General features: G+C 37.9%; 13 protein-coding genes. 9 read left to right on the top strand and 4 right to left on the bottom strand.

Annotated features, from left to right (window positions below; translation table 11 throughout):
• Positions 1-333 precede the first annotated feature (333 nt).
• From CBG49_RS07675 to CBG49_RS07635, 9 genes are all read left to right on the top strand, one after another.
• Positions 334-1,533: a proline dehydrogenase family protein gene (locus CBG49_RS07675; RefSeq protein WP_088594036.1), complete on the top strand. Its 1,200-nt coding sequence runs from the start codon at positions 334-336 to the stop codon at positions 1,531-1,533.
• Between the two features lie 86 nt (positions 1,534-1,619).
• Positions 1,620-2,564 (top strand): ribose-phosphate pyrophosphokinase, encoded by a 945-nt coding sequence (locus CBG49_RS07670; RefSeq protein ID WP_088594035.1) that lies wholly within the window; start codon positions 1,620-1,622, stop codon positions 2,562-2,564.
• A gap of 50 nt (positions 2,565-2,614) precedes the next feature.
• Positions 2,615-3,214: a 50S ribosomal protein L25/general stress protein Ctc gene (locus CBG49_RS07665; protein WP_002678801.1), complete on the top strand. Its 600-nt coding sequence runs from the start codon at positions 2,615-2,617 to the stop codon at positions 3,212-3,214.
• 167 nt (positions 3,215-3,381) lie between these two features.
• Entirely contained in the window at positions 3,382-3,903 is a 522-nt protein-coding gene (locus CBG49_RS07660) for an NUDIX hydrolase (RefSeq protein ID WP_088594034.1), read from the top strand.
• Positions 3,900-4,868, top strand: coding sequence for a polyprenyl synthetase family protein (locus CBG49_RS07655; protein ID WP_088594033.1), 969 nt, complete (start codon positions 3,900-3,902; stop codon positions 4,866-4,868). The genes CBG49_RS07660 and CBG49_RS07655 overlap by 4 nt, the downstream gene beginning before the upstream one ends.
• Before the next feature lie 63 nt (positions 4,869-4,931).
• Positions 4,932-7,337: an efflux RND transporter permease subunit gene (locus CBG49_RS07650; protein ID WP_088594032.1), complete on the top strand. Its 2,406-nt coding sequence runs from the start codon at positions 4,932-4,934 to the stop codon at positions 7,335-7,337.
• An 82-nt stretch (positions 7,338-7,419) separates the two neighbouring features.
• Complete coding sequence (locus CBG49_RS07645; RefSeq protein WP_088594031.1) at positions 7,420-8,694, top strand: NAD(P)/FAD-dependent oxidoreductase; 1,275 nt, start codon at positions 7,420-7,422, stop codon at positions 8,692-8,694.
• A gap of 45 nt (positions 8,695-8,739) precedes the next feature.
• Positions 8,740-9,822, top strand: a complete 1,083-nt coding sequence (locus CBG49_RS07640) for a methylmalonyl-CoA mutase family protein (RefSeq protein WP_088594030.1) — start codon at positions 8,740-8,742, stop codon at positions 9,820-9,822.
• Positions 9,806-10,294, top strand: a complete 489-nt coding sequence (locus CBG49_RS07635; protein ID WP_088594029.1) for a hypothetical protein — start codon at positions 9,806-9,808, stop codon at positions 10,292-10,294. Before CBG49_RS07640 ends, CBG49_RS07635 begins: the two co-directional genes overlap by 17 nt.
• Here the strand turns inward: CBG49_RS07635 and CBG49_RS07630 are convergent.
• From CBG49_RS07630 to CBG49_RS07615, 4 genes are read right to left on the bottom strand one after another with little or no spacing between them, the layout of a single operon-like run.
• Positions 10,289-11,923 carry an AMP-binding protein gene (locus tag CBG49_RS07630; protein ID WP_088594028.1) on the bottom strand — a complete coding sequence of 545 codons (1,635 nt, stop codon included), beginning with the start codon at positions 11,921-11,923 and terminating at the stop codon, positions 10,289-10,291. The two genes, CBG49_RS07635 and CBG49_RS07630, sit on opposite strands and share 6 nt — an antisense overlap.
• A gap of 27 nt (positions 11,924-11,950) precedes the next feature.
• Positions 11,951-12,625, bottom strand: coding sequence for a tRNA (guanosine(37)-N1)-methyltransferase TrmD (gene trmD / locus CBG49_RS07625; RefSeq protein ID WP_088594027.1), 675 nt, complete (start codon positions 12,623-12,625; stop codon positions 11,951-11,953).
• A 4-nt stretch (positions 12,626-12,629) separates the two neighbouring features.
• Positions 12,630-13,268, bottom strand: coding sequence for a hypothetical protein (locus tag CBG49_RS07620; RefSeq protein WP_009414182.1), 639 nt, complete (start codon positions 13,266-13,268; stop codon positions 12,630-12,632).
• A gap of 13 nt (positions 13,269-13,281) precedes the next feature.
• Complete coding sequence (locus CBG49_RS07615) at positions 13,282-13,884, bottom strand: thioredoxin family protein (RefSeq protein WP_009414181.1); 603 nt, start codon at positions 13,882-13,884, stop codon at positions 13,282-13,284.
• Positions 13,885-13,904 lie beyond the last annotated feature (20 nt).

Raw genomic sequence — 13,904 nt, 5'->3', positions numbered from 1 at the left:
CTTATATTGTGACCTATGTAGTAGATAAGATAGAAAGGAAATTATTAAAGATATTTTTAATATCTATCAAGATACCAGCAAATATCCCGAATAAAAGAACAAAAAGCTTTCTAAAATTTAGATAGATCTTCCTTTTTAGCATCAAACACAAAAACAACTGATTATCAATGTAATAAATTTATTAAAGCACTAAACTTTGATAAATCACTCTTTCTAAAAACAAGTCTAAAATCTTCTCTATTTTTCTTTTTTATCAAAAAACGAAATTAAAATTTGCACAATCAAAATAAAAATATTACTTTTGCCTCATCAACCGTTAATTGTAAAATTGTTATGAGTACACGTTTCTCCGACACTCAAACGGCTTTTGCTCTTAAAAGCCAATCTGAACTCAATTGGGCTTACCGCCTCTTTAAACTCATAGGTAGTAACACTCTTACTCGTTTAGGCACCGCCCTCACCAACTTCTCTTTAAAACTGCGTTTGCCTATAGAAGGTCTTATCAAGCGCACAGTTTTCAAACAATTCTGTGGTGGCATCTCCGAACAAGACTGTCTACCTGTAATCAAAAAAATGCACCAAAAAGGTGTTGGCTCTGTACTTGATTACTCAGTAGAAGGAAAAGATGAAGAAACTTCTATCGAAGCTACTTTTGAAAAGACGATGGAAACCATTGATTTTGGCAACCTCCACCGCGATGAAGGCATTCCTATTGTAGTGTTTAAACCTACAGGTTTTGGCCGTTTTGCTATCTTCCAAAAAATTACTGAGAAAAAAGCTCTTACCGATGCGGAAACAAATGAATGGGAACGCATCAAAGCGCGTTTTGATGCTGCTTGTAAACGTGCTTATAACTACAAAATTCCTATCTTAGTAGATGCTGAAGAAAGCTGGATGCAAACCGCTGCCGATGACCTCGTAGAAGAAATGATGGAAAAGTACAACAAAGAAGAAGCTATTGTGTACAACACCTTGCAAATGTATCGTCACGATCGTTTACCTTATCTAAAAGGACTCTATGAACGCGCCGTAAACAAAGGATTTTATATAGGTGTAAAAATCGTACGAGGCGCCTATATGGAAAAAGAAAATGAACGCGCTGCCGAACAAGGATACCCTACCCCTATCTGCCCTAACAAGCAAGCTACTGATGATAATTACAATGCTGTTGTACGATATATTATTGAACATATCGACCGAATTGCACTCTTTGCAGGTACTCACAACGAAGAGAGTGCAGCTTTGATAATGGACTTAATGAAAGAAAAAGGACTACAACCTAACGACAAACGCGTGTGGATAGCTCAACTATACGGAATGAGTGACCATATCAGTTTCAATGCTTCTAAAGAAGGCTATAATATCGCTAAATATTTGCCTTTTGGCCCCGTACGCGAAGTAATGCCTTACTTAATACGCCGTGCTGAAGAAAACACCTCAGTAGCTGGACAAACAGGACGCGAGCTTTCTCTTTTAAAAGCTGAGAAAAAACGCCGTAGCCAAGAAAAAAATAATAAACAGAATATTTTTTAGGGTTATAGTTGCTATTATCATTAATATTTGTAATTTTGCGCCCTGAAAAATTAGAAGTTTTTATACCTTAATGCTTACTGATAAAAATGTTTAGTGAAACCATCCCTAATTCAAAAATCTTCGCTTGTTCTAAAAGCATAGAACTCGCTGAGAAAATTGCAGAAAAATACGGCACTCAGCTCGGTGAAGTTAAACTATCTTATTATAGTGATGGCGAGTTTCAGCCCTCTTTTGAGGAATCAATTAGAGGAGCACGCGTTTTCTTAATATGCTCTACTTTTCCTAATTCGGATAATTTAATGGAGCTTTTACTAATGATAGACGCTGCCAAACGCGCTTCAGCACGCCATATCACTGCGGTAATGCCTTACTTCGGTTGGGCTCGCCAAGATAGAAAAGATAAACCTAGAGTGCCCATTGGAGCAAAATTGGTTGCTAACCTTTTACAAGCGGCAGGTGCTACTCGTATTATGACAATGGACTTGCACGCCGACCAAATTCAAGGTTTCTTTGAACGCCCCGTAGATCACCTTTTTGCTTCAAGTATTTTTTTGCCTTATTTGCAAAGTTTGAATTTAAATAACTTGTGTATCGCTTCACCTGATATGGGTGGTTCTAAAAGAGCCTATGCGTATTCTAAGTTTTTAAAATGTGATGTAGTAATTTGCTACAAACAGCGCAAACAAGCCAATGTGATTGAAACAATGGAACTTATTGGGGATGTAGAAGGTAAAAATGTAGTATTAGTCGATGATATGGTTGATACTGCTGGCACCTTAGTAAAAGCTGCCCAACTAATGAAAGATAGAGGTGCTATAAGTGTAAGAGCTGTTGCTACTCACCCTATCCTCAGTGGCAATGCTCACGAACGTATAGAAAATTCAGCTTTAGAAGAATTAATCGTAACTGATTCAATACCTCTAAAACAACCTTCAAGCAAAATAAAAGTATTGAGTTGTGCTGAACTATTCGCCGACGTAATGCACAAAGTACACCACAATGAACCTATCAGTTCTAAATTTATAATGTAAAAATTAGGGATTAACTAAAAATAAGTAACTTAATAACTATATATAAATAAATGAAATCAATTACAATCAAAGGATCTCAAAGAGAAAGCGTGGGCAAAGCAGCTAGCAAAGCCTTACGTAATGCTGGACAGGTTCCTTGCGTACTATACGGAGGAGACAATGTTCTGCATTTTTCAGCACCTGAATTAGCATTCAAAAACATCGTGTACACTCCTAATGTATACACCGCTGCGATTGAATTAAATGGTAAAACTTACGATGCCATTCTGCAAGACATTCAGTTTGACCCTGTAACTGATAAAATCATCCACATCGATTTCTATCAGTTAAACAAGAACAAAGAAATCACTATTGAAGTGCCTATCCAAATCGAAGGAACTTCTCCTGGTATTATGGCTGGTGGTACTTTGCGTATTGTTAACCGCAAACTCAAAGTAAAAGCTCTTCCTGATAACTTGCCTGATTTCGTTCCTGTAAACATTTCAGGTTTGGAAATGGGTAACAAATTATATGTTACTAAATTGGCTCAAGAAAACTACAAAATTATGCACCCAGATAACACTGTAGTTTGTCAGATAAGAGTATCTCGTGCCGCAATGAAAGCTGCTCAAGACGCTGCTAAAGCTGAAAAAGCTGCTAAAAAGAAATAATATTTAGTAAATAGATTTTCTTACAAAAAGAGGCTGTCTAAAAAGTTTAGTTTTAACTTTTTTAGACAGTCTCTTTCATATTAATTCAACTAAAAAAGAATTTTTATACTGAGTATAATACTTTTTTCACTATATTTGTCGCCTAATTTTATACATTACTATTTTTTATGGAAAGTATTTTTAAACATTGTCCTAATTGTACTTCTACTCATATAGAGTTCCCTAACAACGTACGCTTTCTCTGCCACGATTGTGGTTTTACCTATTTTCATAATATTGCTGCTGCTGTAGCTGTAGTGTTTCGTCACCAAGATAAAATACTCTTTACAGTGCGCAATATGGATCCCGATAAAGGCAAACTAGACCTCCCAGGAGGATTTATCGACCCCGAGGAAACTGCTCAAGAAGCTGCTTGCCGTGAAGTAAAAGAGGAAATGGGAATGATTATAAAGCCTGAACAATTGCGATTTATCACTACCTTTCCTAACAACTATCTGTACAAAAACGTACCTTACCGCACTATGGATATTTTCTTCGAGTGCAAATTAGTTGAAGAACAAGTACACATAGTTGCTCCCGACGAAATCAAAGCCTTAGAATGGTTCAAACTACAAGAAATCCCTGAAGAAAAGATAGGTTTTGTATCGGTGAGAACGGTAATCCAACAACTAAAAAAATCTACCCTATGAAAACAGTAGAACAATACAGAGAAGCCTTCTTAGACCATCTCAACTCTAAACTTTTTGTAAAAGAACCCCGCAATTTGTATGAACCTATGCGTTACATTTTGCAATTGGGAGGCAAACGATTGCGCCCTATCCTCACTCTCATAGCAACCGATCTTTTTGATGCCGATTACCACAAAGCTCTTAATGCGGCCATGGCTATAGAAATGTTTCATAATTTTTCCCTCGTTCACGATGATATTATGGACAAGGCTTCTTTACGACGTGGAGAGACTACTGTTCACAAAAAATGGAACACCAATATTGCTATCCTCTCTGGCGATGCAATGCTGGTTAAAGCCTATCAATTATTAGACGACTATCCTACTGAGGTTTTTTCTCTTCTTACTAAAATACTTTCACGTACTGCTTTACAAGTATGTGAAGGACAACAATGGGATATGGATTTTGAAACTCAAACCGAAGTAAGTATCCCCGATTATTTACAGATGATACGCTACAAAACAGCTGTACTCATAGGGGCTGCTTTACAAATGGGGGTTATCATAGCTAATGCTTCTCCTGAAAACCAAATGCCAATCTACATTTTTGGTGAAGAATTAGGTTTAGCTTTCCAACTGCAAGATGATTATTTAGACGCTTTTGGCGATGAATCTTTTGGCAAACGTATAGGTGGTGATATCATCGAAAATAAAAAGACAATTCTTTATCTAACTGCCTTAAAATTAGCCGATGAACAACAGCGAAAAACACTGTTACAACACTACGCTACTGCTGAAGATAGTCAGCAGAAAATCAACTCAGTAAAAGCATTATTCGAAGCCACTGGAGCAACTACAGCTGTACGTCAAGAAATAGAGCACACTACCCGTAGAGCCCTTAGTGCACTCACCGAGCTCACCATCAGCGATGAAAAACGCCATTATCTAAAAGAATTTGCCCTAAAGCTAATGGATAGAAAGGTATAACTTAAATTTGCTAATTGGCAAATTATTCTTATTTTTGCGCGCTAATTTAAAGAAGAGACCCAAATGTTTAAATGGATAAAAGCCAGTTTTTGGAGTACCATAGCTGGCTTAATATTGCGCAACCGAATTGCTTTTCTACTACTCATAATTGCTATCACTGGGGGGTTAGTTTCTCAGTGGAAAAACGTTCGCTTTACCTTCACTGAAGCGAATATGCTCCCTGATGATCACCCCGTGAATATGGAGTACAAACACTTCCTCAATAAGTTTGGTGAAGAAGGTAACTTGATATTAATGGCGTTAGACGATGAAAAAATCTATACGCCCGAGGTGCTCAACAAATGGATTGCCCTTAGTAACGAACTGAAGCAATTTAAACAAATAGACGCAGTTATCTCTATTAATAACCTCCCTATCTTGGTAAAGGACACTGCTCAGCAGCGCTTTGTTACTCATAAATTCATTGAAGGGGAAGTAAAAACTCAAGCGCAAGCTGATAGTCTCCAACAAATACTCTCCGAAAAATTGCCTTTCTACGAAGGTCTCATCTACAACAAGAAAAATAACACCTTGCAAACAGCCGTGTATATGAACAAGAAGATTGTCAATACACAAGCTCGCAAGGATTTCATCCTCAACGATTTCATTCCCATTGTAGAAAAATTTGAACAGCAAACTGGACTCAAAGTGCACACTTCGGGTATGCCTTATATTCGTACCCTTAGTGCTCAAAATATAATGGATGAGATAGGGCTATTTATCTTGGCTGCCTTACTTTCTACCTCAGCCATTTTCTTTTTCTTCTTCCGTTCGTTCAGAGCAATGTTCATCTCTATGGGTGTTGTATCCATTGCGGTAATGTGGGTATTTGGATTTTTGGGACTTTTCGGTTACGAAATTACTATTCTCACAGGATTGATTCCACCGTTAGTGATTGTAATTGGTATCCCTAACTGTGTGTTTCTCATTAATAAATATCAGCAAGAAATTAGTAAACACGGCAACCAAGCCAAGTCGCTTATTAGAGTTATCCGCAATGTGGGCAATGTAACCCTGCTCACCAATCTTACCACGGCTATCGGTTTTGCTACCTTCATTTTTACTGAAAGTACCTTGCTCAAACAGTTTGGGGTGATTGCTTCTATCAATGTAGTGTCTATTTTCTTCATCTCTCTATTGGTTATCCCCATTATTTATAGTTATATGAGTATTCCTAAGGAAAAACACCTTAGGCATTTGCACCGCAACTGGATTGGCGGACTCATCAAATTCATTGAAAATACAGTTAAACACCATCGCATTGCGGTATTTACAACAGCTATTGCATTGCTCATTTTGAGTATCATAGGCATTTACAAAATTAAAATTTCAGGGAGTCTCATTGAAGACATGCCTAAATCAGCTGCTTTCTTTGATGATATTGGCTTCTTTGAGAAAAATTATGGAGGGATTATGCCTTTGGAAATCACCATTAATACTAAACAAAAAAATGGCGTTACTAAATTAGCTAACCTCAAACGCATTGATGAACTTTGCACTCATATTGAGGAAATCCCTGAAATTTCAAAACCTCTTTCATTAGTAAACTTAGTAAAATACGCCAAACAAGCCTATTACAACGGCAACCCTAAATATTATAGTTTACCTACTGCTCAAGAGCAAAATTTCATTCTTTCGTATGTAAAGAACTCTAAAGGCAATGCCAATATGCTTTCTGCTTATGTAGATTCTTTAGGGCAAACAGCTCGTATCACTACCTTTATGAAGGATATTGGTACGGAAAAGATGCAACAAATAGAGGAAAACATCTACACCAAAGCCCAAAAGCTCTTCCCTAGCGATCGTTTTGATGTAAAAATAACAGGAAAAGCCTATTTATTTACCAAAGGAACAAACTATTTAGCTACCAACCTTATTTGGTCGTTAGCTTTAGCCATTTTGCTCATCGCTCTCATTATGGCATATATGTTCCGCTCGTTCAAAATGATAGTTATCTCACTTATCCCTAACCTCTTACCTCTTCTTATCACTGCAGGGTTGATGGGCTATTTTGGCATTCCACTCAAGCCTTCTACTATCCTTGTGTTCAGTATTGCCTTTGGTATTTCGGTAGACGATACCATTCACTTCTTGGCTAAATACCGGTTGGAATTGGTAGCGCGCAATTGGAAGATTAGCAAATCAGTATATGCTGCTTTGCGCGAAACAGGAGTAAGTATGTTCTATACCTCTATTGTACTGCTCTGTGGTTTCTCGGTATTCTTACTCTCAAGTTTTGGAGGTACCAAAGCACTCGGCGGACTTATATCAGCTACTTTGCTCTTCGCAATGATGACCAACTTATTGCTCTTACCAAGTTTGCTTTTGTCGTTAGAACGCAGCTTGTCCAACAAAGAAACTATCAAAGAGCCTAAGATTGAGATTTTTCCAAAAGAAGAAGATGAGGAAAACAACGAAAATGAAAAATAGTTTATAATTTAATAATAAAGATAATAAAAACAATAATTAGTCATTATCGAATCAACAAATTGGCTAATTAACAATAATCATTATGGAAAACAAAAAACATATTGTAATTGTAGGCGGTGGTTTTGCTGGCTTAGAGTTAGTAAAAGAACTAAACCGCTCTGGGAAATATAAAATTACCTTGGTGGATATGAATAACTACAATTTCTTTCCACCCTTATTATACCAATTGGCAGCAGGATTTATGGAGCCGTCATCTATCTCCTACCCTTTCCGTCGCCTATTCAGAAAGTATAAAAATGCACGTTTTAGGATGGCTACCTTACAAGAAGTTGTTCCTTCAGAAAACAAAATTATTTTGAGCAATGGCGAATTGCAGTACGACATATTGGTAATGGCTACAGGAGCAGAATCAAACTTCTTTGGCAATAAAAATGTAGAAGAAAAAGCTATGCCTATGAAAACGGTAGGTGATGCCCTTATGCTTCGCAACTTAGTATACACCCGTTTGGAGCGCGCTACCCGTACTGAGGACAAAGAATTGCGCCGTAAGTTACTCTCTTTTGCCATTGCAGGAGCAGGTCCTACTGGGGTAGAGCTATCAGGTATCTTTGCTGAAATGAAACAGAACATTATGCGCAAGGATTACCCTGAGCTTACTTATGACGATTTAGGTGATATTTATCTCATTGACGGACAAAACACCGTACTTGCTCCTATGAGTAAAAAAGCCCAAGCGTATACCGAAAAAATCTTGCTTAAAAAAGGTGTAAAACTCAAATTAGGAGTACTCGTAACCGATTTTGTAAATGACGAAGTACACCTTTCGGACGGTACAGTGCTTGATGCTCGTAACCTAATATGGGCAGCTGGTATTTCTGCTAAAAGTTTCAAAGGTATTGACGACAAGCAACACTTGGGTCGTGGGCGACGTATGAAAACTGATGCTTATAACAAAATGGAGGGCTTTGATAACATCTATGCAGTAGGCGACTCAAGCATTATGACTGCCGACCCGAACTTCCCTGAAGGTCACCCTCAGCTTGCGCAAGTAGCCATACAACAAGCAAACAACTTAGGAAAGAACTTCAATAAAGATTTTATAAATCCTACCCCTTTCAGTTATGTAGATAAAGGTTCAATGGCAATCATTGGTCGCAACCAAGCCGTCGCCGATTTGCCTAAACACATTTTCCTCAAAGGCTTCGTAGCGTGGGCTATTTGGGCATTTATACACATAATGTCGCTGGTAAACTTCCGCAACAAAATGAGAGCTTTGTACAACTGGATAGGTTATTACATCAGTAAAGATCAATCTTATCGTATGGTATTGCGCCCTAACGAAAAAGCAAAAGGATGATAATCAAGTAACAGGTAACAAGTAACAAGTAATAGGTAAATAAAAATGGATATCGTTGCAAAACAATGGAAACAACAATTGCAATATCTGCTGGAGGGAAGAGACTATGAGTCACTTATATTCACTTCAGCAGAAGATATTCCTATTTTACCTTTTTACACCGCTGAAAATGTAAAAAGTCCTTATGCTATCAACACTAAAACGCAAGTAGCTGTCCCTCTTTTCATATCTGATAAAGAAGCAACACTCAAGCGTATCGCTTTTTGGCAAGACCAATCGGTATCTTTCTTTTTGTTGGATATACATCCTAAACTTACTCAAAAAGATGTAGAAGAATGGCTACCTGCAAACTTGCAGTATTTATTTACTAACTCATTTGCTATTGATACTACAATTTACCAAAAAGCAGGTGCCTCAATGGTGCAACAAATTGCCTTTGGGGTAGCCCAAATCAAAGAAAATCCTCACACTGCTGATGTACTCAATGTAAAAGTAGCAGTGGGAGGCACTTTTTTATTAGAAATAGCTAAATTGCGCGCTTTTCGTCGGTTACTAAGTGAGCAAGCCCCTACCCCACCCCTTTGCCTCATCGCTGAAGTATCAAGTAGAGGTTTATCGCTACTGAAATCATCGTACAATGAAAACTATGTACAATTAGCTTATGAAGCTGCCGTGTTAGGAGGTACTGATTATCTACTGCCTAAAAATCCTCTTTTCTTTAAAAATAACAACCTAAACACTGAAAAAGCGAATGTAGTAACCATTCAGAACATCACAGCTACACGCAACGCTACTCTGCTTAATGGAATGTATGCTATAGAAAGTATCAGTTATGAAATGTACAAAAAAGCCCTTGTAATGTTAGAGCAGATTACAAAAAAAGGGGGACTTTCTGCTATCACAAAAAACTTTAGCTTGATAAAGGACATAAAACAGAAATCACAACGAGAGCAGGCTCTTTTTAATGAACAGTGCACGTCCTTACCTCCCATAGATTTATACAGCCGTAAAGATTGGGATTTCTATCCTTTTAGCAAAAAAAAATCATCTGAAGTATTAGAGCTCAAACGCTTGTGGGAACCTTTTGAAAAACGCTTAAAACAAGAAGACTATGACAGAAACGCATAATGCCATAGCTGGCGTACCACCTTATGAACGCGGATTTCACGTAATGGGGTATTTAAAAGAAGTACCCCCTTTGCGCATTATCACCGATGAACTAATGGTAGTTAGTACTTTAGAGGAACTACCTCAAGTACTTACTCGTGAAGAGACATACATTTATATTCCTGCTTCCCTTCTTTTAGAAAATAGTACTCAACAAGATTTTATCAGAGAATTACCTTTTAACGACAAACTGCGCATTTTAGTAGATAGTCCTGCGAATAGTTTTGAAATGATTGCATTTCTCCGCCAATTGCGCGCTATTGCCAAAATACCAATCAGCTGCTGGGTGTATTCTATCACCGATTATCTCTATGCTCTCATAGCTCAAACTGATGATTTGATTACCAAAAATAAAGAGTTGGCTTTACCAGAAAACCAACTCTTGATAGCAAATAGTTTAGTTACAAAAACTATTGATCCTTTTTATCTATAATTCTTCTTCGGTGTCTAAACCAAGTTCTCTTGCAGATATTTCACGCATTTCCACCTTGCGTATTTTACCCGAGATAGTCATTGGAAATTCGTCTACAAATTTCCAATAACGAGGCACTTTATAGTGGGCAATACGACCCTTACAAAAATCGTGAAGTTCTTGTTCGGTGAGGGTAACTCCTTCTTTAGGCTTGATCCAAGCCATTACCTCTTCACCGTATTTCTTGCTTGGTACCCCAATCACTTGAGCGTCCATTACGCCTACATACGTATAGAGGAAGTCTTCTATTTCTTTAGGAGAAATGTTCTCACCACCGCGAATGATCAAATCTTTGATACGACCTGAAATGTGGATATAACCATCTTCATCCATCATCGCCAAATCGCCAGAGTGCATCCAGCGTTGTTCGTCTATTACCTGTTGTGTAGCCTGCGGACTATTCCAGTACTTCAACATCACCGAATAGCCACGCGTACAGAGTTCACCATTTTCTCCTCGTTTTACAATAGCTTTAGTTTCGGGGTTGATAATCTTAATTTCCAAATGGTCGTGGATAGTACCCACTGAGTGAATTTGTTTCTCGAAAGGCGCTCCTATTTTAGTTTGTGTAGATACAGGAGAGGTTTCGGTCATACCATAGCATATCGTGATTTCGTGCATATTCATTTGCTCTTTCACGCGTTTCATAATCTCGGGAGGACACAAAGCTCCTGCCATTACACCTGTACGCAAACTTGACAAATCGTAAGGATGTTTGTCTAATATATAAAGTTCAGAAATGAACATTGTTGGCACTCCATAGAGCGATGTACACTTTTCTTTTTCTATCGCTTCGAGAGTTTTGGTAGCATCGAAACTATCATTAGGAATTACCATTGTAGCTCCGTGAACTGTACAAGCAAGATTCCCGATAACCATCCCAAAACAATGGTAAAAAGGCACTGGAATACACACCCTATCCTTCTCGGTATAATTCATACGGATGCCTATAAAATAGGCATTATTGAGGATGTTGTGATGGGAAAGTGTAACACCTTTAGGGTTGCCCGTAGTACCTGAAGTATATTGTATATTTACGGGATCGTCGAACTGTACTTTTTCTTCAAAAGAAAGTAATTTCTCGTCTGTAACTTTTTTACCATTCTCTAAGAAGCGTTGCCAACTATCTCCCCAATAGACTTCTTTTCTAAGGGTTTCAGTAAATTCACGAGCATCGTCAATCATTTTTTTATAATTGCTACTCTTAAATTCAGGAGCTGCAAAAATAAATGATATTCCGGATTGATTAATCACATAAATCAGTTCACTGGTACGGTAAGCAGGATTGATATTCACCATTATCATGCCTATTTTGGCAGTAGCATACTGCAAGAGTGTCCACTCATAGCAGTTAGGAGACCAAATACCTACTCTATCACCTTGTTTTACGCCTAAAGCGATGAGCCCTTTGGCTACTGCTGTTACTTGCTCATAAAACTCGGTGTAAGTAACTCTATAGTTTTGATGTACAGAGATAAGCGCCTCTTTGTGAGGAAATTTTCCTACTGTTCGACGGAGGTTCTGGTCGATTGTTTCTCCTAAAAGAGATACATCTGAAGCTCCATAAGTGTAAGCTAAGTTTCTATTCATAAGGATTATTTTAAAGTTATTCTTTTGTTATTCTAACAGATCAGGGCGTTTGGCTTTAGTGTGTTTATAAGCCATATCTTCCCGCCATTGTTCTATTTTAGGTGTATTACCGCTAGTAAGGATTTCGGGTACTTCCCAACCTTTATAGTTTGCAGGACGCGTATAGACAGGGGGTGCCAACAAATTGTCCTGAAACGAATCGGTAAGAGCTGAAGTTTCGTCGGAGAGAACACCAGGTATGAGACGAATAATTGCATCGCAGAGTACAGCAGCCCCTAATTCTCCCCCTGAAAGCACATAGTCTCCTATGGAGATTTCTTTAGTGATAAAATGGTCGCGCACACGCTGGTCTACCCCTTTAAAGTGCCCACATAAGATTATAATATTTTCAGCTAACGAGAGCTGATTAGCCATCTTTTGTTGGAGTGTTTTGCCATCGGGGGTGAGGAATATCACCTCGTCATAATCTCTTTCGGCTTTTAAGGCTGAAATACACTTATCGATAGGTTCTATCATCAACACCATTCCTGCTCCTCCACCAAACTGATAATCATCTACTTGACGGTAAGCATTATTAGCATAGTCGTGTAGATTGTGGAAATGCACTTCCACTAATTGTTTATCAATAGCACGTTTCATAATGGAGTAGGCAAAGGGGCTCTCCATCAGTTCAGGGACTACCGATATAATATCAATACGCATTGGTTTAACGGTGTTTATTTATTTCGTCCTGCAACTGGCGACGCACTTTTTGCTCGCGTTCTATAGCTGCTTTGCGATAGTTTTCGTACTCTTCTTGCAATTCGGCTAAGTCACTGATGGATTTTTTAGTAACTACATTTCCGTTAGCATATCTATAGATATAGAAAACAAGCAATACTGTCAAAACAACCACAATTCCCCACATAATAGTATTGTAGAGCCCTTTAGAAAGCAAAGCTCCGAAGAAGTTCATACTATCTTTTTGGTTTTTAGTTTCATCAAGTGCTGTTTGTAGCTCTGTGATATTATCGTTAAGGGTTTTGATAGTATTTTCGTGTGTTTTTACGGTTTGTTTTTCAGCTTCAAGTCGAGACTTCACACTGTTGATACTATCGTTCATACTGCGTTGAAAGGTAGCTAATTTAGTTTTGTCAATCAGTTTGAATCTCTCATAAGAGTTTGATCTATCTACCATATACTGAAATTGTTCAGACAGAGTAGTGGGGATTTTTTCTTCTTGTACTGCTTCTACAGGAGCTACTTGAGTAGTAGTACGTGTAGTAGTACGCATAGAAGTTTCTTCTTGGGCAGTAGCTGAAAAGAAAGCAAAAGCTGCTATTGCAACAAACGTAAGTTTTTTCATATTAAAATTATTATTATATAGTTTCTAAAATCTTTTTGAAATCATCTACAATGGTAGCACCTTTATCTTGGTTATACCATCTTTGTAGGTTTTCTTTGAACTCAGGAGAGAGTTTGCCATTTTTAGCTTTTTCCTCTTCTACCATTTTGGTAGCGACTGATGGGCGAGATCCCCAATGTGCTAGTACCTTATCCTCTAAGTCTAAAAACACTACTATAGGAATTGCTTTACCGCCATTGGTAAGAAAAAGGTTCATCAAAGCTTCATTTTCATCTCTAAAAACGAGTTTCATAGTAATTTTAGGGTTGAGTTCAGCTATTTTATGTACCACAGGTACAATTTGAGCTGCATCGGCACACCAACTTTCAGTAATCACTAACAAACAAATACTTTTAGGATAATTTATAAAGAATTGTGCTTTTTCTTCGGGTATCTCTATAGTTTTATCCAAACGTTTGTAGCGTTTTTGGTTAAGAGCTGTGTAGTACACACGCTCTTCGGTCTGTTCTTCCCCACTTGATTTACCTTCGGCTTCGTACTTATCTATTAGATTACGATAGGTTTCGTAGGAAACGGATTTTAGTAGGCTATTGCGGATGATTTGTGTTTTTTCCATTGTTATTTAGGTAAGAGTTA

The organism is Capnocytophaga endodontalis (assembly GCF_002209445.1).
GTDB lineage: Bacteria > Bacteroidota > Bacteroidia > Flavobacteriales > Flavobacteriaceae > Capnocytophaga > Capnocytophaga periodontitidis.
This window is presented reverse-complemented; position numbering and strand designations above follow the sequence as displayed.